Consider the following 19,623-nt stretch of genomic DNA (forward strand, 5'->3'; position numbering starts at 1 on the left):
ACGGCGAAGTGCCGAGTCTTGACGCGTTTCTGACGCCGGCGCCCGGAGCCCGTGGCTCAGCCGGTGTGGACCCGCGGCCGGCGGGTCGGGTCCGGCTCCGCCTCGCGCAGCACCTCGCGGGTGACCGGGGCGACCTCGCCCTGGCCGAAGAGGAAGAAGCGCAGGAAGTTGGCGAAGGGGCTGCCCTCGGTCCACTCGAAGTAGATGTGCGGAGTGCAGCCCGTGGCGTCGCGCACGTGCAGGAGCAGTGCGGCGAGGGCGTTCGGGATGGACGAGGACTCGAGGGTCAGGACCCGGTAGCGGTTGTGCAGGACCTCGCCGCGGACGGTCAGGCCCGCCTCGAACTCCGACGGGTCGAGGACCGTGACCTCGACGAAGACGAAGTCCTCGCCGGGCATGTCGTTGTCGACCTGGATCTGCTCGATCTTGTCGCGGTACTCGGCCTTGTCGCGCTGATCGGGCTCGTTGGCGATGAACCGGATCTTCCGGCTGGACATGTCCCTGATGAAACGTTCCGCCATCGGGTCCAGCGTCACGCTGGTCACGCGCAGTTCGAAGGCTCGGGCCAGCCGGGACAGCAGCGAGACCAGGATGATGCCGGCGATGAAGCAGGCACCGATCTTGACGCCGTCGGGGCGCTCGATGACGTTCACGACCGTCGTGTAGAGGAACACCGCCGAGATCACCGCGAACCCGATGGTCCACTTGCGCTGACCTGCCTTGTGGGCGGCGATGGTCACCGCGATCGCGGCGGAGCTGATCAGCACCAGCACACCGGTGGCGTAGGCACCGCCCTGGGCGTCCACGTTCGCGTCGAAGATCCAGGTGACCAGGAAGGCGATCAGGATGAAGACGATGACCATGGGCCGCACGGCCCGTGCCCAGTGCGGGGCCATGCCGTAGCGCGGGAGGTAGCGCGGCATGAGGTTGAGCAGACCGGCCATCGCGGAGGCGCCGGCGAACCACAGGATGGCGATCGTCGAGATGTCGTAGACCGTGCCGAAGCCGCTGCCCAGGTACTGGTGCGCCAGGTAGGCGAGCGCACGACCGTTGGCCTGCCCGCCCGCCTTGAACTCCTTCTCCGGGATCAGCAGCGTGGTGATGAAGCTGGTCGTGATGAGGAAGGCGCTCATGATGATGGCGGCCGTGGTGAGCAGCGTCTTCGTGTCCTGGATCCGGCCCGTGGGCGTCTCCTCGGTGTCGGCCGGGTCGCCCTTGACGTGCGGCATGACCGCCACGCCGGTCTCGAAGCCGGAGAGGCCGAGCGCGAGCTTGGGGAAGACGAGCAAGGCGACGCCGATCATCGCGAAGACGCTGCCGTGCTGGGCGGTCAGGGCGCTCGACCAGTCGGTGATCACGTGCCCGGCGGTGGCGACGTGCCACAGGCCGACGATCACCACGACGACGTTCAGGCTGAGGTAGATGCCCACCAGGGCGAAGGCGACGCCGATGGCCTCCAGGAAGCCCTTGAGGAAGACCGCGCCGAGCAGTGCCACGAGGATCAGCGTGATCAGCATCTGCTTGTCGTGCAGGGCGCTGTTCAGGTGCGGGTTCTCGACGAGGTGGGTCGAGGCGTCCGCGGCGGAGAGGGTGATGGTGATCAGGAAGTCCGTGGCGGCGAAGCCGAGCAGCGTCAGGACGAAGAGCTTGCCCTTCCAGAACGTCAGCAGCCGCTCCAGCATCGCGATCGAGCCCTGCCCGTGCGGGCTCTCCTCGGCCACGCGCCGGTACACCGGCAGGGCGCCCGCGAGGGTGACGATCACCAGCACGATGGTCGCTACGGGTGACAGCAGTCCCGCCGCGAGGGCCGCGATGCCCGGCTGGTAGCCCAGGGTCGAGAAGTAGTCGACGCCGGTGAGGCACATGACCCGGTACCAGGGCTGCCCCTTGTGCTCCGGACCGGACTCGCTCGGCGGTGCCTGCTGAGCATGGTTCTTGCCCATGTCGGACAGGCCTTCCAGCATCCAGGCGCGCAATCGGCTGGGTGGCGCATGTTCTGTCGTGGCCATCGGCGTGCTCCTGAGGTGCGGCTCAGCGTGGTGTGGGGCCATCACGCGGACGGCGGCACCAGCGTAAGCGGAGCGTGACGCCTGGGCCCACGGATCATGGGGCCCTGGGCGCTAAGCTTCCGTTAAGACTGGCGTTGCCTGCGTAGTCCGCACATCAGGGAGTGGGCGTTGCGGCACTTCCGGCGGCGACTGGCCTGTATGTGGGCTGTATGGGCGACAGCGTGTTGGGGCGCCCGGGGTGGACACCCAGCGTCATGGCGTACGGCGGCCCGGCTCGTTCCGCTGTCGCAGGGCGTCCTGACAGTCGGCCTGCCGCTGCTCGGCCTGCTCGGCGGTCTGCAGTGTCCGGCGAACCGCGGCCCCGGCCCGAGTCCCGTGGGCACGGCGGCCAACACCAACAACCCGCAGATCGCATGCAGTTCGAAGCCGAGGGTCCGAACGGCCGGTCCGTACGGACGTGTGTTCCGCTGAGGCGCGTCGGACTCATGCGTCCGCGAGTCGAGCCTCCTCCAGGTCCAGCGACCGCTGGAGCCGGCGGCGGGTCGTGTCGCTGATGGCGTGCGCGTCGTACAGACGCTGCAGCTCCACCGCCTCCACCGCTATCAGGTCGCGGCGCAGCTGCCGGTAGACCAGGTCGGCGGACTCGGTCGGCGTGCCGTGGCCGTTGCTGTCGTCGAGGCGGTCGCGGGCGTCTTCGAGACGGGCGTTCAGGCCGCGGCGCAGGCGGTCCACGACCACGTCCGGCACGGCCTCCAACTCCGAGAGCTCATCGAGCCGTTTGATGCCCGCACCCGCCAGGCTGCACCGCGCGGTGGCCTCCTCGCGCTCGGTGTGGTCGGGCTCCAGGGCGATGCCGGAGCGGCGGACGACGGGCGCGAGGGTGAAGCCCTGGACGACGAGGGTGACGACCACGACCGAGGTGGTCAGGACCAGGACGAGGGGCCGTTCCGACAGGGTGGTGCCGTTCTCCGTGGTCACCGGGATGGACAGCGCGGCCGCCAGTGGTACGACACCGCGGGTGCCCGCCCAGGTCAGCACCACGGGCAGCCGCCAGTTCATCCGCTGGATGCCGCCCTTGCGCTGCACCACCGCCGACAGCGGCGCGAGCCAGAGCAGTCGTACGGCGATCAGGGTGGCGGCGACCGCCAGTGCGTACAGGGGCCATGTCTGATCGCCGTCGGACAGTGCGCGTACCTGCGCCGGCAGCGCCAGACCGATCAGCGAGAACACCACCGACTCCAGGAGGAACACCACCGTGCCGTAGACGGCGTGCAGTTGGAGCCTTATGCGCGCGTTGGTGAGCTTCTCGCCCCGGCCGCCCAGGACCACTCCGGCGACCACGACCGACGTGACGCCGGAGGTGTGGGCCGCCTCCGCGAGGACGTAGGCCGTGTAGGGCGTGACCAGTGAGATCACCGTCTCCAGCACGGGGTCCTCCGTGCGGCGCCGGATCAGCGCGACCACGCCCGCCACCGCGGCCCCGATGAGCGTGCCGCCGCCCCCGAGCAGCAGGAACTCGCCGCCCGCCGCGCCCCAGTCCGCCGCCGCGCTCGCCACGGCGACGCTCACCGCGACGCGGAAGAGGACGAGCGAGGTCGCGTCGTTGAACAGGCTCTCCGCCTGGACCAGGACCTGCACCCTGGGCGGCAGGGCGAGCCGTCTGCCGAGCGCGGTGACCGCCACCGGGTCGGTGCTGGCCAGCACCGCGCCCAGCACCAGCGCCATCTGCCAGGACAGGGGCGTCACCAGCGACGCGACGAAGCCGACGGCCGCGGCCGACGCCAGCACCAGGCCGATGGAGAGGATGCCGACCGGTTTCCACACCGCCCGCAGTTCGCGCCAGGACAGTTCCTCGGCGCTCGCGTACAGCAGCGGCGGCAGGACGACGAGGCCGATGATGTCGGGGCTGATCTCGATCTGCGGGGTGCCGGGCAGGAGCGCCACGGTGAGGCCGGCGACCACGAGCAGGGAAGGGGCGGGCATCCGCCACCTGCGTGCGAACGTCGCCACGACGGTGGCCAGCACGACGAGTGCGAGAACCGTTCCGACGCCGCGCATGCCGTCCCCCTGGGATTCGAGAGGGCCGCCTTGGCTCCCCGCCGACCAGACTTCCCGGCACACCGCGTTCACCCTATCCCGGCCGCGGGCTGTCAAAACAGTGTCAACGTCCCCATGACCGGCGCCAGAGAGGCGTCAGGACGCCTGCCCAAGGGGCCGGCCCTCGCCGGCGGATACCGGAGACCGAGCCGAGCGGCTGTGGCAGGGGTTGCCGCAGAACCAGCGGGGCGCCGTCGTCGCGCACGCCGTGCGCAAGGAGACCGACGCCGTGATCTGCCGGTTGAGGTTCCGCTTGTCCTGACGCCGACCCGCTTTTGACCTGCGGCGATCGTCGCGCCGTAAGAGTTCCGTCAAAGGCGCGCGGTGCGCCGTATGGGACCCGTCAACGGAGCTCGATTCCGGCCACGAAGGCTGTTTCCTCTAACCGTCCCCGTCCAACCGAACCTCACTCCAGGAGTTCACGATGGCCGATCTGGCCTTCGTCGTCACCACGATCGTGTGTTTCGTTCTGGTGGCCCTCGTCGCCAAGGGGGTGACCAAGCTGTGACCGTCGAGAACATCGTCGGCCTCGTCGTGGCCGTCGCCCTGCTGGGTTATCTCGTCCTCGCCCTGATCTTCCCGGAGAGGTTCTGAGACACCCCATGGGTCCCGTACTCGCAGGCGTCCTCCAGCTGCTCGCCCTCATAGGCGCGCTGGCCCTCGCCTACATTCCGCTCGGCAACTACATGGCCAGGGTCTACTCCTCCGACAGGCACTGGCGTGTCGAGAAGTGGATCTACAAGGGCATCGGTGCCAACCCCGACGCCGAGATGCGCTGGCCCGCGTACCTGCGCGGCGTCCTCGCCTTCTCGGCCGTCAGCGTCCTCTTCCTCTACCTGCTGCAGCGCGTCCAGGGCGTCCTGCCGCTGTCGCTCGGCTTCAAGGCCATCGACCCGGACCAGGCGTTCAACACCGCCGCCTCCTTCGTGACCAACACCAACTGGCAGTCGTACTACGGCGAGCAGGCCATGGGCCACGTCGTGCAGACCGCCGGCCTGGCCGTCCAGAACTTCGTCTCCGCGGCTGTCGGCATCGCCGTCGCGGTGGCTCTCGTACGGGGCTTCGCGCGATCGCGCACCGGTGAGCTGGGCAACTTCTGGTCCGACCTGGTGCGCGGCGTCGTCCGCATCCTGGTACCGGGCGCCGTGATCGCCGCGGTGGTCCTCGTCGCCTGTGGGGCCATCCAGAACTTCTCCGGCATCCACGAGGTCGGCCAGTTCATGGGCGGACAACAGCAGTGGAACGGCGGCGCCGTCGCCTCCCAGGAGGCCATCAAGGAGCTGGGCACCAACGGCGGCGGCTACTTCAACGCCAACAGTGCCCACCCGTTCGAGAACCCCACTCCCTTCTCGAACCTCTTCGAGATCTTCCTGCTGCTGGTCATCCCGTTCTCCCTGACCCGCACCTTCGGCGTCATGGTGGGCTCGGTCAAGCAGGGCTACGCGATCCTCGCGACCATGGCGACCATCTGGCTCGGCTTCGTCTCCCTGATGATGTGGACCGAGTTCGCCCACCACGGCCCGGCCTTCGAGCTCGCCCGTGGCGCGATGGAGGGCAAGGAGGTCCGCTTCGGCGTCGGCTCCTCGTCGATCTTCGCGGTGTCGACCACACTCACCTCCACCGGTGCGGTGGACTCCTTCCACTCCTCGTTCACCGGCCTCGGCGGCGGCATCACCATGCTCGGCATGATGCTGGGCGAGATCGCGCCCGGTGGCACCGGCTCCGGCCTCTACGGCATGCTGATCATGGCGGTCATCGCGGTGTTCATCGCCGGTCTGATGGTCGGCCGTACGCCCGAGTACCTGGGCAAGAAGATCGGCTCCCGCGAGATCAAGCTGGCGGCCTGCTACATCCTGATCACGCCCGCGCTGGTGCTGGTCTTCACGGCCTTCGCCATGGCCCTGCCGACTCCGGCGAACTCGATGACGAACTCCGGGGCGCACGGCTTCTCCGAGATCCTCTACGCCTACACGTCCGGAGCCAACAACAACGGCTCGGCCTTCGCCGGCCTGAACGCGGACACGCAGTGGTTCAACAGCACGATCGGTCTGGCGATGATCCTCGGCCGCTTCCTGCCGATGGTGTTCGTGCTGGCGCTGGCCGGCTCGCTCGCCGGGCAGAAGCCGGTCCCCGCCACCGCGGGCACCCTGCGCACCGAGAAGCCGCTGTTCACCGGTCTGCTGGTGGGCGCGATCCTGATCATCACCGGTCTGACGTACTTCCCGGCGCTGGCGCTGGGCCCGCTGGCCGAGGGGCTGGCGTCGTGACCACTCGTACAGAGAACCAAGAGGACTCGATGGCCACTGTCACTCCGACCCGGGCGCCGCACAGCGACGTACCCACCGGGCACAAGCCCGCCGAAGGACGTGTCGGCGCGGGCCTCTTCGACCCCAAGCAGCTGCTCAGGTCGCTGCCGGACGCCTTCCGCAAGCTCGACCCGCGGGTGATGGTCAAGTCACCCGTGATGTTCGTGGTGTGGATCGGCTCGGTGCTGACCACCGTCTTCTCCTTCAAGGCCCCGGGGGACTGGTTCGGCTGGGCGATCAGCGTGTGGCTGTGGCTGACCGTGATCTTCGCCAACCTGGCGGAGGCCGTCGCCGAGGGCCGCGGCAAGGCGCAGGCCGACACCTTGCGCAAGGCCAAGACCGACACGGTCGCCCGGCGGCTCGTGGGCGAGCGTGAGGAGGAGGTGCCCGGCACCGAACTGAAGATCGGCGACCTGGTCGTCTGCGAGGCCGGCGACATCATCCCCGGTGACGGCGACGTCATCGAGGGTGTCGCCTCGGTCGACGAGTCGGCCATCACCGGCGAGTCGGCCCCGGTCATCCGGGAGTCCGGCGGCGACCGCTCCGCCGTCACCGGCGGCACGAAGGTGCTGTCCGACCGCATCGTCATCAAGATCACGACGAAGCCCGGCGAGACCTTCATCGACCGGATGATCAACCTGGTCGAGGGCGCGGCCCGGCAGAAGACGCCGAACGAGATCGCCCTGAACATCCTCCTGGCGTCGCTGACGATCGTCTTCCTGCTGGCCGTCGCCACGCTGCCGCCGTTCGCCGCCTACGCGGGCTCCCACCTGACGTTGGTCGTCCTGGTGGCACTGCTGGTCTGTCTGATCCCGACCACGATCGGCGCGCTGCTCTCCGCGATCGGCATCGCGGGCATGGACCGTCTCGTCCAGCGCAACGTCCTCGCCATGTCCGGCAGGGCGGTCGAGGCCGCCGGTGACGTCTCCACGCTGCTGCTCGACAAGACCGGCACCATCACGCTCGGCAACCGCCAGGCATCCGAGTTCGTGCCCGTGAGCGGCACCATCGAGGCCGAGGTCGCGGACGCCGCCCAGCTCTCCTCGCTGGCCGACGAGACGCCCGAGGGCCGTTCCATCGTCGTCCTGGCGAAGGAGAAGTACGGGCTGCGCGAGCGCCACCAGGGCGAACTCGCGGGTGCCGAGTGGATCGCCTTCACGGCCCAGACCCGTATGTCGGGCGTGGACGTCGACGGGCGCAGGATCCGCAAGGGCGCGGCCGGTTCGGTCGTCGCCTGGGTCCAGGAGGAGGGCGGCACGGTCGCCGAGGATGCGGACGGCATCGCCAACCGCATCTCCGAGGCGGGCGGTACGCCGCTGCTGGTCGCCGTCAAGGACGACCGGGGCGCCCGCGTGCTGGGTGTCATCCACCTCAAGGACGTCGTCAAGGAGGGCATGCGCGGGCGGTTCGACGAACTGCGCCGAATGGGCATCAAGACCGTGATGATCACGGGTGACAACCCCCTGACGGCCAAGGCGATCGCCGAGGAGGCGGGCGTCGACGACTTCCTCGCGGAGGCGACTCCCGAGGACAAGATGGCGCTCATCAAGCGGGAGCAGGCGGGCGGCAAGCTGGTCGCGATGACCGGCGACGGCACCAACGACGCCCCGGCCCTCGCGCAGGCGGACGTCGGCGTGGCGATGAACACCGGTACGTCGGCCGCCAAGGAGGCCGGCAACATGGTCGACCTCGACTCCAACCCGACCAAGCTCATCGAGATCGTCGAGATCGGCAAGCAACTCCTGATCACCCGGGGCGCGTTGACGACCTTCTCCATCGCCAACGACGTGGCGAAGTACTTCGCGATCATCCCGGCGCTGTTCGCGGCCGTCTACCCGGGCCTGAAGACGCTCAACGTCATGGGCCTGTCCTCGCCGGACTCCGCGATCCTGTCCGCGGTCATCTTCAACGCGCTGATCATCATCGCGCTGGTGCCGCTCTCCCTGAAGGGCGTGCAGTACAGGCCGGTGAGCGCCGACAAGTTGCTGCGGCGCAACCTCACGATCTATGGCATCGGCGGGCTGGTCGCGCCGTTCATCGGCATCAAGATCATCGACCTGCTCATCTCTCTCATTCCCGGAATCGGCTGATCGCCATGAACAACTCCGTAACCAACACCGCCCGGTTGCTCGGGGCGGGCCTGCGCGCCCTCCTCGTGCTGACCCTGGTGACGGGCGTCATCTACCCCCTGGTCGTCACCGGCATCGCTCAGGGGCTGTTCAACAACAAGGCGAACGGCTCCGAGATCAAGGCGAACGGCAAGGTCGTCGGCTCCTCGCTGATCGGCCAGGCGTACAACCTGCCGCTGAAGAAGGGCCAGGAGACCCCGGCGCCCGACCTGAAGTGGTTCCAGGGCCGGCCGCAGAACGGCCTCGGCACCAACAGCGTCAACACCCGGTACAAGCTGATCCTGTCCGGTGCCACCAACCGTTCCGGTGACAACGCCGACCTGATCAAGTGGGTCAAGGACGCCAAGGCCGCCGTCGTCAAGGACAACTCGGTGCCCGGCTACACGGTCAAGGCGTCCGCGGTGCCCGCCGACGCGGTCACGTCCTCCGGCTCCGGACTGGACCCGAACATCTCCCCGCAGTACGCGGAGATCCAGGTCCACCGGGTCGCTGCGAAGAACGGTCTGTCGGTCGCCCAGGTCGAGAGGCTGGTCAAGGAGCACAACGAAGGCCGCCGGCTCGGCTTCATGGGCGACCCCCGTGTGAACGTCCTCGAACTCAACATCGCGCTCAAGGCACTTGTGGCCAAGGGCTGATGGCTTCACATGAACCCGGCGTGAGCCGGCCGCCGGATCCGTCCGGTTCGGCCGGCTCACGCCGCCGTGCGGAAGGGCGTACACCCATGACCAGGGTGCTCGTGGTGGAGGACGACCCGCAGCTGGTGCGGGCCCTCGTGATCAACATGCAGGTGCGCCGGTACGAGGTGGAGGCCGCCTCCGACGGCGCCACGGCCCTCCGGCTCGCCGCCGCACGCCGGCCGGACGTGGTGATACTCGACCTCGGCCTGCCCGACATGGACGGCGTAGATGTCATCACGGCCCTGCGCGGCTGGAGCCGGGTCCCGGTGCTGGTGCTGTCCGCGCGCCAGGGCTCCGACGAGAAGGTGGCCGCACTCGACGCGGGCGCCGACGACTACATCACCAAGCCCTTCAGCATGGACGAGCTGATGGCCCGGTTGCGCGCCGCCGTCCGCCGGGTCGAGGAGACGCCGCTCGCTCCCGAGACGACGGTCGTCGAGACAGACGAGTTCACCGTCGACCTGCTCGCCAAGAAGGTGGTCCGCGGCCGCCACGACGTACGGCTCACCCCGACGGAATGGCATCTGCTGGAGATCCTGATCACCAACCCCGGCCGGCTCGTCACCCAGAAGTACCTGCTCCAGGAGATCTGGGGGGTCTCCCAGAGCAACAAGACCAACTACCTGCGGGTCTACATGGCCCAGCTCCGCCGCAAGTTGGAGGCGGACCCCTCGCACCCCCGTTACCTCATCACCGAACCCGGCATGGGTTACCGCTTCGAAGGGTGAACATGGCACGCGGCAAGCTTCGGATCTACCTCGGTGCCGCCCCCGGCGTCGGCAAGACGTACGCGATGCTCTCCGAGGCGCACCGGCGCGTCGAACGCGGCACGGACTGCGTGGTCGCGTTCGTGGAGCACCACGGCCGGCCGCGCACCGAGGTGATGCTGCACGGCCTGGAGGAGATCCCGCGCAAGCAACTCGTCTACCGGGGCGCCACGTTCACCGAGATGGACATCGACGCCGTCCTGGCCCGGCGTCCTCAGGTGGCCATGGTCGACGAGCTGCCGCACACCAACATCCCGGGTTCACGCAACACCAAGCGCTGGCAGGACGTCGAGGAGCTGCTCGCCGCCGGCATCGACGTCGTCTCCACCGTCAACATCCAGCACCTCGAATCGCTCGGCGACATCGTGGAGTCCATCACGGGCGTACGGCAGCAGGAGACCGTCCCCGACGAAGTGGTGCGCCGCGCGGACCAGATCGAGCTGGTCGACATGTCGCCCGAGGCGCTGCGGCGGCGCATGGCGCACGGCAACATCTACCGGCCGGACAAGGTCGACGCGGCCCTGTCCAACTACTTCCGGCCCGGAAACCTCACCGCCCTGCGGGAGTTGGCCCTGCTGTGGGTGGCCGACCGGGTCGACGAGTATCTCCAGCAGTACCGCAGCGAACACCGGGTGTCGAAGATCTGGGGCTCGCGGGAGCGGATCGTGGTCGGCCTGACCGGCGGCCCGGAGGGCCGGACGCTGATCCGGCGGGCCGCCCGGCTCGCGGAGAAGGGCGCCGGCGGCGAGGTGCTGGCCGTCTACATCACCCGCAGCGACGGCCTGACCTCCGTCTCCGCGAAGGAACTGGCCGTGCAGCGCACCCTCGTGGAGGATCTGGGCGGCACCTTCCACCAGGTCGTCGGCGACGACGTGCCGGTGGCCCTGCTGGACTTCTCCCGCGGGGTGAACGCCACGCAGATCGTGCTGGGCGTCTCCCGGCGCAAGAGCTGGCAGTACGTCTTCGGGCCCGGCGTCGGCGCCACGGTGGCCCGCGACTCGGGACCCGACCTCGACGTCCACCTCATCACCCACGACGAGGCGGGCAAGGGCCGCGGGCTGCCCGCCGGCCGGGGCACGCAGCTCGGCCTCGCCCGGATCGTCTGGGGCTGGCTCGTCGGCGTGCTCGGTCCCGTCCTGCTCACCCTGCTGCTGACCGGCGTCGCGCCCGACGTCGGCCTCGCCAACGACATGCTGCTGTTCCTGACCCTGACGGTCGCCGCGGCGCTGCTGGGCGGGCTGCTGCCGGCGCTGGCCTCGGCGGCCGTGGGCTCCGTGCTGCTCAACTGGTACTTCACCCCGCCCGTCCACACCTTCACCATCTCCGACCCCGAGAACATCGTCGCGATCGTGATCTTCGTGGGCGTCGCCGTGTCCGTGGCGTCCGTCGTCGACCTGGCGGCCCGGCGCACCCAGCAGGCGGCCCGGCTGCGCGCCGAGTCGGAGATCCTCTCCTACCTCGCGGGCAACGTGCTGCGCGGCGAGACCGGCCTCGAGGACCTGCTGGAGCGGGTCCGCGAGACCTTCGGGATGGAGTCCGTGGCGCTGCTGGAGCGGGTGAGCGAGGTGGAGCCGTGGACCTGTGCGGGCAGCGTGGGGCCGCGGCCCTGCCAGGACCCCGACGACGCGGACGCGGACATGCCCGTCGGGGACAACATGGCGCTGGCGCTCACCGGCCGGGTCCTGCCCGCCGCCGACCGGCGGGTGCTGGCCGCGTTCGCCGCCCAGGCGGCCATCGTCCTCGACCGCCGGCGCCTGCAGAACGAGGCGGAACAGGCCAGGGAACTGGCCGAGGGCAACCGCATCCGCACCGCGCTGCTGGCCGCCGTCAGCCACGACCTGCGCACCCCGCTCGCGGGCATCAAGGCCTCGGTGTCCTCGCTGCGTTCGGACGACGTCGAGTGGTCCGAGCGGGACCGGGCGGACCTCCTGGAGGCGATAGAGGAGGGTGCCGACCGCCTCGACCACCTGGTGGGCAACCTCCTCGACATGTCCCGGCTGCAGACCGGCACGGTCACCCCGATCATCCGCGGCATCGACCTCGACGAGGTGGTGCCCATGGCGCTGGGCGGAGTGCCCGAGCACAGCGTCGAGCTGGACATTCCCGAGACTCTGCCGATGGTCGAGGTCGACAAGGGGCTGCTGGAGCGGGCAGTCGCCAACGTCGTGGAGAACGCCGTCAAGTACAGCCCTGCCGACGCACCCGTCCTCGTCTCGGCGAGCGCCATCGCCGACCGCGTGGAGATCCGGGTCGTGGACCGGGGTCCGGGTGTGCCGGACGAGGCCAAGAACCGCATCTTCGAGCCCTTCCAGCGCTACGGCGACGCCCCACGCGGTGCCGGTGTCGGCCTCGGTCTCGCGGTGGCGCGCGGCTTCACCGAGGCCATGGGCGGCACGATCGACGCGGAGGACACCCCCGGCGGCGGTCTGACGATGGTGCTGAGCCTGCGCAGAGCGATCGCCGCGGTCGGTGAGGAAGCGGGCGCCGGACGCTCACACCTCCGGTCGTAGCGGCTCCGTCTCGTCGAGCACGTCCCCGGCGTCCAGCCGCAGTCGCCAGATGTTCCGGCGGTGCACGGCCGTCAGCTGGGACTCCAGCGGGGACGGCGGCACCGCGAGGACCGGGCAGGTGGCGTGCGCCAGGCAGTACCGGCTCACCGAAGGGGCGAGGGCGCGGTGCAGCGGGCTGCGCCGGCCGGCGCCGACGATCAGCACGTCGGTCTCGCGGTCGGCGGTCTCGACGAGAGCGCGGCCGGGCGCGCCCCGGACGACGAGCGCGCTCATCGGGACACCGGGACCGGAGTCGCCGAACACGTCGTCGAGCGCGGCCAGCAACCGCTCCCGGGCCAGGTGCTGCCACTCGCCGGCCATCAGCGCCGAGGCGGGCGACCGGCGCGCGGCGAGTTCCCCGCCCGGCGGCTCCCAGGTCAGTACGGGCCACAGCGACGCATCCCTGCGCCGGGCCTCGTCCGCGGCTCGGCACAGTGCGGTGAGGCTGCCCAGGGAACCGCTCACACCCACCACGACCCGGGCGGGCACGGGGGCGACATCCGACATGGTTCCACCGTTCTGAGTGAGTTCTTCGCCGGCGCCGGCAGGTGACTGTCCGGAGGCGCCGCTCTCCATCCCACTCCCGGTCACCGGCCTTCAGCCACCCCCTACGCCGTTTCTTGGCGCCCTTCTGACGGGCCGATTCCGCCTCGGCCGGCCGCCGCGTCAGCATCCCGTCAGCGTCCGCCCGATCGCCGTCAGCGTCGCGTCATGGGAGGGCCGAAACCCCCGGTGGACGGGCATAGCGTCGGTGTCGAGAGCCCCCGGCCCGCCTCCCCGCGGCCGGGGCGCTCAACACCCGCCCACGCACGCTCTTGAGCAAGAACCAGGAGCCATACCCATGACCGACATCCTGTGCGGCGAAGACCCCGAGCCTGCCGAACGAACCCCGGCCGGACCGCTGTTCGTTCCGGTCCGGCCGGGACCCTCCGGCTGCACGGCCCGGTTCTTCCGCACGCCGCTCGGTGAGCGCACGGCCGTCGCCTTCACCTCCGTACGCCATCTCACCGCGATCCTCGGCCCCGGCCAGGCGTGGATCAGGCTCGCCGAACCCGCGCTGCGTGCGCTGACCGAGCCGCTCGGCGTCACCCGGCTCACGCTGGACCCCCGGTTCTCGGCACCGGCAACGTCACCCGGACCGCCGCCGGTTCCACCCGTGGCACCCGCGCTCGCACTGCGGATCGGTTGAGGGGAGAGGACACGATGACCACCGTCCACGAACCCGCCGTCACCACCGCCGCCGACGCCCTGTCGGTGTGGCCCGCCTCGACCACCGAGCCCCACGCGGGCGACCTGGCCGTGGGCGGTGTGCCGCTCACCGAGATCGCCGACCGCTTCGGCACACCGGTCTACGTCCTCGACGAGGACGAGGTCCGCGAACGCTGCCGCATCTACCGGAAGGCTTTCCCCGAGGCCGAAGTCCTCTACGCGGCCAAGGCGTTCCTGTGCCGGGCCATGGTCCACTGGATGGACGAGGAGGGCCTCGGCCTGGACGTCTGCTCGGCCGGCGAACTCGACCTCGCGGTCACCACCGGATTCCCGCCGGAGCGCATCGTCCTGCACGGCAACGCCAAGTCCCCGCGCGACCTGGAGACCGCGCTGCGGCTCGGCGTGGGCCGGGTCGTCATCGACAGCCCGTCCGAGATCACGCGCCTGGCGGCCGCGGTCGGCGCCGGCGGACACCAGAAGGTCATGGTCCGGGTGGTGCCCGGCATCAGCGCCGGCGGCCACGAGAAGATCCGCACCGGCTCCGAGGACCAGAAGTTCGGCCTCTCCATCTCCGACGGCTACGCCCAGCACGCCATCGCCCGCATACTGGACCAGCCCCAGCTCGAACTCACCGGCCTGCACTGCCACCTGGGCTCGCAGATCACCACCGTCAAGCCCTATCTCGCCGCCGTACGGCGCCTGGTGGGCCTGATGGCCCGGTTGCACGGGCAGCACGGACTGGTGCTGCCCGAACTCGACCTCGGCGGCGGCCACGGCATCGCCTACCGCCCCGGCGACGAGGCCCTGGACCCGACCACCCTGTCCCGCAGGGTCCGCTCCGAGCTCACCGATGCCTGCGCCTCGGCCGGGCTGCCCGTGCCGCGCCTGATCATCGAACCCGGGCGGGCCGTCGTGGGACCGGCCGGCGTCGCCGTCTACCACGTCCTCGCCGTCAAGCGCACCGGGGAGCGCACCTTCGTGGCCGTCGACGGCGGCATGAGCGACAACCCGCGGCCCGCGCTCTACGGAGTGCGCTACGCGCCCCGGCTGATCGGCCGGTCCGGCACGGCACCCCTGACGGCGGCGACCGTGGTGGGCCGGCACTGCGAGGCCGGCGACGTCCTGGCCGAGAGCGAGCTGCCCGCCGACGTCCGTCCCGGGGACCTGATCGCCCTCCCCGTCGCCGGCGCCTACCACCTGTCCATGGCCTCGACCTACAACCTCGTCGGCCGCCCGCCGGTCGCCGCCGTGCACGCGGGCCGGGCCCGGCTCCTGGTGCGGCGTGAGTCCCTGGAGGACCTCCGCAGCCGCGATGTGGGCATCTAGCCCGGAGCTTGCGCAGCGGCACCGAAACATTCGAATTGGGCGGCGAACATTACGGAAGGCGGTCCCTGAGGACTGTCGTCGGAGGTTTCCACCCCGACTCGGCTTCTGTCGAGTCGGGGTGGTCTGCTGTCCGGCCCGCTCCAGATTTACCGTGCACAAGGGGTTGCCACCGTTTGGGAGCTGTCTCTAGGGTGCGGCAACAACGCATCTTTAGGGACTTTCTCCGAAACTTTCGGTTTCATCGGGGCGGTCGTGGACGCGCCGTCCCTACCCCAAGGAGCACACGATGGGCGACCGGGCACTGTCTCGCCGCGGCTTTCTGGCGGCCTCCGCCGCGGCCGGCCTGGGCATGACGGCACTGAGCGGCTGCGGCGGCGACTCGGACGGAGGTTCGTCGAGCGGGACGACCACGGTCGAGTGGTGGAACATCTCCACCACCGAACCCACGAAGACCGTCTGGGCCGGCCTCGCCAAGAAGTTCGAGGCGCAGAATCCCAAGGTGAAGCTGAAGATCACCCAGCTGGAGAACGACGCCTACAAGTCGAAGATGACGGCGCTGACCGCCTCCGGGAAACTGCCGGACATCTTCCACACCTGGGGCGGCGGTGTGCTCCAGCAGCAGGTGGAGGCCGGGCTCGTCGAAGACCTCACCGACAGGACCAAGCCGTGGGCCGACGGCATGCTGTCGGTCGCGAAGCAGCCGTACCTCATCGACAAGAAGACGTACGGGATCCCGTTCGACATCGGCATGATCGGGTTCTGGTACAACAAGGCGCTCTTCGAGCAGGCCGGCATCAGCGAACCGCCCACCACCTGGAGCGGCTTCCTCGACGCGGTGCGGAAGCTCAAGGCGAAGAACATCGCGCCCATCGCCCTGGCCGGCAAGGAGAAGTGGCCCGGCATGTACTACTGGGCCTACCTCGCCATGCGCACCGCCGGCATCCAGGCCCTGCAGAAGGCCAACGACGACAAGGACTTCACCGCCCCCGGTCTGGTCCAGGCCGGTGCGCACCTCGACGAGCTGGTCAAACTCCAGCCGTTCCAGAAGGGGTTCCTCGGCGCCGCCTACTCCACGCCCAACGGACAGGCGGCGACCATGGGCAACGGCAAGGCGGCCATGGAACTCATGGGCCAGTGGGCGCCGGTCGTCGAGGCCGACTCGGGCAAGGGCCTCGGCTCGGACCTCGGCTTCTTCCCCTTCCCGGCCGTCGAGGGCGGAAAGGGCGCGATCACCGAGGTGTTCGGCGGTGGCGGCGGCCACGCCCTGCGCAAGGGCGCACCGCAGGCGGCCGTCGACTTCCTGAAGTTCTTCGCCTCCGAGACCACCGACCTCGAACTCGTCAAGAAGACCAACACCCTCCCGGTCGTCCCCGGCGCCGAGAAGGGTCTCTCCGACCCCAACACCAAGGCCGTACAGGCCCAGTTGAAGGGCGCCACCGGCTTCCAGCTCTACCTCGACCAGGCGTACGACCCCGCGGTCGGCCAGGAGGTCAACGACAGCGTCGCCGCGCTCATCGCCGGGTCCAAGTCCCCCGAGCAGGTCACGCAGTCGATCACCAAGACCGCGAAGGAAGCGTAGTCACCGGCGATGACCTCGACCTTCCTTCCGGACAAGCGGACGGGCCCCGAGGCCGCCGTCCCGTCCCCGGCCGCCAAGTCGGCCCGGGGACGGGCACGTCGGCGCCTCGTGAACTGGCTCACCGCGGTCGGGTTCCAGGTGCCCGCACTGGTGCTGTTCATCGGGCTGGTACTGCTGCCGATGCTGTTCGCGCTGTACGCCGCCTTCTTCCGCTGGGGCGGCTTCGGCATGCCCTCCGACTACGTCGGCGGCGACAACTTCACCCGCCTCTTCCAGGACGACGTCTTCCTCGGCGACCTGTGGCGCTGCCTGCTGCTGGTGCTGCTCTCGCTCGCACTGCAACTGCCGTTCGCGCTCGCCATGGCCGTCGCGCTCAACCAGCGGCTGCGCGGCCGGGCCGTGTACCGGATGCTGTTCTTCGCGCCGTACGTCCTGTCCGAGGCCATCACCGGCGTGCTGTTCAGCATGATCTTCGCCCCGGACGACGGACTGGCCGACCACGTCCTCGGCGCCATCGGCCTCGACGGGCTCGGCGGCGAGTGGTTCGCCGACCCCTCCTGGGTCATGGCGACCCTCTTCCTCGTCATGACCTGGAAGTACTTCGGCTTCCACATGATGCTCTACCTGGCCGGACTCCAGTCCATACCCGCCGAGTTGACGGAGGCGGCGCTGATCGACGGCGCGGGCCCCTGGCAGCGTTTCCGCAACGTCACCCTGCCGCTGCTCGCGCCCACCGTGCGCATCAGCGTCTTCCTCTCCGTCATCGGTGCGATCCAGCTCTTCGACCTCGTGTGGGTGATCACCCAGGGCGGGCCCGACCACCACTCCGAGACGATGGCCGTGACCATGTTCCAGTACGGCTTCAAGCGCTACCAGGTCGGCTACGCCAGCGCGATCAGCGTGGTGATGTTCGGCATCTGCCTCGTCTTCGCCCTCGCCTACCAGCGGTTCGCGCTCCGCCGCGACCTCGAAGGGGCCACCACGAACATGAGGGGAGACGGCAAGTGAACACCCTGCGCAAACTGCCGCTGCACGTCGTCCTCGTCGTCGTCGGCTCGGTGATCGTCGTACCCCTGCTGTACGCCGCGCTGTCCGGCTTCAAGTCCACCGACGAGCTCTCCCGCAACCCCTTCGGGCTGCCCGAGCACTGGCTGACCGGCAACTACACCGACATCCTCGGCTCGGGCGACTTCTGGCGGCTGCTGGGCAACAGCACGGTGGTGGCGGTGGCGACGACCCTGCTCGTGGTCGCCGTCTCCGCCCTCGCGGCCTTCTCGTTCGCCCGATTCGCCTTCCGCGGGCGGGAGTTGATGTTCACCTTCTTCACGATGGGGCTGATGTTCCCTCCCGCGGTGGCCGCCCTGCCCCTCTTCCTCCTGCTGCGCTCCCTGGGACTGCTGGACAACCCGCTCGGAGTGATCCTCCCGCAGGCCGCCTTCGGGCTGCCGATGACGATCATCATCCTGCGCGGATTCTTCCGGCAGATCCCCGGCGAGCTGGAGGAGGCGGCCACGCTCGACGGCTGCAGCGCCTTCGGCTTCTTCTGGCGGGTGCTGCTGCCGATGGCCCGGCCCGCGCTCGGCACGGTCTCCGTACTCGCCGTCGTCACCAGCTGGAACAACTACATGCTGCCGCTGCTGGTGTTCACCGACTCCAAGTGGTGGACGCTGCCCCTCGGCGTCGCGCAGTTCCAGGGCCAGTACTCGGCCGAGTACGCCCGTGTCTTCGCCTATCTCGTCCTGGCGATGGTCCCCGCCCTCGCCTTCTACTCCGTCGCCGAGCGACAGCTCGTCGGCGGCCTCACCGCCGGTGCGACCAAGGGATGAGGCCCGCCGGCGAACGTACGGCCCCGCACCACACACCGTGAGGAGTCGCTCCATGCGCAAGACCACCCGTCTCAGACTCGCCGGCGCGTTCGCCGCCGCCCTGGTGGCGGCCGGTGTCGCCACCGGCCCCGCGGCGCAGGCGAGTCCGAAGCAGCCGACGCTCGCGGAACTGGCCCAGCGCCACGGCCGCTACTTCGGCAGCGCCACCGACAACCCCGAACTCACCGACACCGCCTACACCTCCCTGCTCGGCCGCGAGTTCGACATGATCACGCCCGGCAACGGCATGAAGTGGTACGCCACCGAGCCCCAGCAGGGCGTCTTCGACTGGACCAACGGCGACCAGATCGTGAACCTCGCCCGCAAGAACCACCAGCGGGTGCGCGCCCACACCCTCGTCTGGCACAGCCAGTTGCCGAGCTGGCTCACGAGCCGCGAGTGGACCGCCGGCGAGCTGCGGGCCGTCCTGAAGAACCACATCCAGCAGGAGGTACGGCACTACCGCGGCAAGGTCTACTCCTGGGACGTCGTCAACGAGGCGTTCAACGAGGACGGCACCTACCGCGAGACCCTCTGGTACAAGACGCTCGGTCCCGGCTACATCGCCGACGCCCTGCGCTGGGCCCACCAGGCGGACCCGCACGCCAGGTTGTACCTCAACGACTACAACATCGAGGCCCTCGGCCCGAAGTCCGACGCCTACTACCAGCTGGCCAGGGACCTCAAGGCGCGGCACGTCCCGCTCGACGGCATCGGCCTCCAGGCCCATCTCGCCCTGCAGTACGGCTATCCGGCCACCCTGGAGGACAACCTCCGCCGCTTCTCCGGGCTGGGCCTCGACACCGCGCTCACCGAGGTCGACATGCGCATGCTCCTGCCCGCGGACGCGGCGAAGCTGGCCACGCAGGCCCAGTGGTACGGGGACCTGACCAAAGCCTGTCTCGCGGTACGGCGCTGCGTCGGCGTCACGGTGTGGGACTACACCGACAAGTACTCGTGGATCCCGGGGTTCTTCCCCGGAGAGGGCGCTGCCCTGCCGTGGGACGAGCAACTCCGGCCCAAACCGGCATACTTCGCGATCCGTCAGGCACTCGGAGGTAAGTGAGCAGCAGATCACGCAGGTGATCCCGGAACGCCCCGGCGGTGCAG

The 19,623-nt window shown here is 69.7% G+C and carries 15 protein-coding genes; 12 read left to right on the top strand and 3 right to left on the bottom strand.

The window, feature by feature from the left end; all coding sequences use genetic code 11:
* Positions 1–56: 56 nt before the first annotated feature.
* Together ACIBN2_RS00105 and ACIBN2_RS00110 are read right to left on the bottom strand one after the other, a co-directional pair.
* Positions 57–2,009 carry an amino acid transporter gene (locus ACIBN2_RS00105; RefSeq protein ID WP_399131721.1) on the bottom strand — a complete coding sequence of 651 codons (1,953 nt, stop codon included), beginning with the start codon at positions 2,007–2,009 and terminating at the stop codon, positions 57–59.
* A gap of 483 nt (positions 2,010–2,492) precedes the next feature.
* Complete coding sequence (locus ACIBN2_RS00110) at positions 2,493–4,067, bottom strand: Na+/H+ antiporter (protein WP_399131722.1); 1,575 nt, start codon at positions 4,065–4,067, stop codon at positions 2,493–2,495.
* Positions 4,068–4,610: 543 nt separating this feature from the next.
* On the opposite strand from ACIBN2_RS00110, the gene kdpF reads away from it, so the two are divergent.
* The 6 genes from kdpF to ACIBN2_RS00140 all read left to right on the top strand — a co-directional run bounded on the left by kdpF (position 4,611) and on the right by ACIBN2_RS00140 (position 12,495).
* A complete protein-coding gene (gene kdpF / locus ACIBN2_RS00115) occupies positions 4,611–4,700 on the top strand; it encodes a K(+)-transporting ATPase subunit F (RefSeq protein ID WP_067057375.1) in 90 nt (29 codons plus the stop codon).
* An 8-nt stretch (positions 4,701–4,708) separates the two neighbouring features.
* The gene (kdpA, locus tag ACIBN2_RS00120) at positions 4,709–6,373 is read left to right on the top strand and encodes a potassium-transporting ATPase subunit KdpA (protein ID WP_399131723.1); all 1,665 of its coding nucleotides are present in this window, start codon (positions 4,709–4,711) and stop codon (positions 6,371–6,373) included.
* Between the two features lie 29 nt (positions 6,374–6,402).
* Positions 6,403–8,502, top strand: coding sequence for a potassium-transporting ATPase subunit KdpB (kdpB, locus tag ACIBN2_RS00125; protein WP_399131724.1), 2,100 nt, complete (start codon positions 6,403–6,405; stop codon positions 8,500–8,502).
* Between the two features lie 5 nt (positions 8,503–8,507).
* Complete coding sequence (locus ACIBN2_RS00130; protein WP_399131725.1) at positions 8,508–9,176, top strand: potassium-transporting ATPase subunit C; 669 nt, start codon at positions 8,508–8,510, stop codon at positions 9,174–9,176.
* Between the two features lie 86 nt (positions 9,177–9,262).
* The gene (locus ACIBN2_RS00135) at positions 9,263–9,946 is read left to right on the top strand and encodes a response regulator (RefSeq protein ID WP_399131726.1); all 684 of its coding nucleotides are present in this window, start codon (positions 9,263–9,265) and stop codon (positions 9,944–9,946) included.
* A gap of 2 nt (positions 9,947–9,948) precedes the next feature.
* Entirely contained in the window at positions 9,949–12,495 is a 2,547-nt protein-coding gene (locus ACIBN2_RS00140; RefSeq protein ID WP_399131727.1) for a DUF4118 domain-containing protein, read from the top strand.
* Here the strand turns inward: ACIBN2_RS00140 and ACIBN2_RS00145 are convergent.
* Positions 12,478–13,041: a universal stress protein gene (locus ACIBN2_RS00145; protein ID WP_399131728.1), complete on the bottom strand. Its 564-nt coding sequence runs from the start codon at positions 13,039–13,041 to the stop codon at positions 12,478–12,480. The two genes, ACIBN2_RS00140 and ACIBN2_RS00145, sit on opposite strands and share 18 nt — an antisense overlap.
* 334 nt (positions 13,042–13,375) lie before the next feature.
* On the opposite strand from ACIBN2_RS00145, the gene ACIBN2_RS00150 reads away from it, so the two are divergent.
* The 6 genes from ACIBN2_RS00150 (at position 13,376) to ACIBN2_RS00175 (ending at position 19,579) form a co-directional block, all read left to right on the top strand.
* Positions 13,376–13,723, top strand: a complete 348-nt coding sequence (locus ACIBN2_RS00150; protein WP_399131729.1) for an SAV_915 family protein — start codon at positions 13,376–13,378, stop codon at positions 13,721–13,723.
* Between the two features lie 14 nt (positions 13,724–13,737).
* On the top strand, positions 13,738–15,069 hold the full coding sequence (gene lysA, locus ACIBN2_RS00155; RefSeq protein ID WP_399131730.1) for a diaminopimelate decarboxylase: 1,332 nt from the start codon (positions 13,738–13,740) through the stop codon (positions 15,067–15,069).
* Positions 15,070–15,355: 286 nt separating this feature from the next.
* Complete coding sequence (locus tag ACIBN2_RS00160) at positions 15,356–16,648, top strand: extracellular solute-binding protein (RefSeq protein WP_399131731.1); 1,293 nt, start codon at positions 15,356–15,358, stop codon at positions 16,646–16,648.
* Positions 16,649–16,657: 9 nt separating this feature from the next.
* The gene (locus ACIBN2_RS00165; protein ID WP_399131733.1) at positions 16,658–17,656 is read left to right on the top strand and encodes a carbohydrate ABC transporter permease; all 999 of its coding nucleotides are present in this window, start codon (positions 16,658–16,660) and stop codon (positions 17,654–17,656) included.
* On the top strand, positions 17,653–18,474 hold the full coding sequence (locus ACIBN2_RS00170) for a carbohydrate ABC transporter permease (protein WP_399131734.1): 822 nt from the start codon (positions 17,653–17,655) through the stop codon (positions 18,472–18,474). Before ACIBN2_RS00165 ends, ACIBN2_RS00170 begins: the two co-directional genes overlap by 4 nt.
* Positions 18,475–18,526: 52 nt before the next feature.
* Positions 18,527–19,579: an endo-1,4-beta-xylanase gene (locus ACIBN2_RS00175; protein ID WP_399131735.1), complete on the top strand. Its 1,053-nt coding sequence runs from the start codon at positions 18,527–18,529 to the stop codon at positions 19,577–19,579.
* Positions 19,580–19,623 lie beyond the last annotated feature (44 nt).

The sequence above is a fragment of the Streptomyces sp. NPDC050534 genome, from assembly GCF_044457745.1.
Taxonomy (GTDB): domain Bacteria; phylum Actinomycetota; class Actinomycetes; order Streptomycetales; family Streptomycetaceae; genus Streptomyces.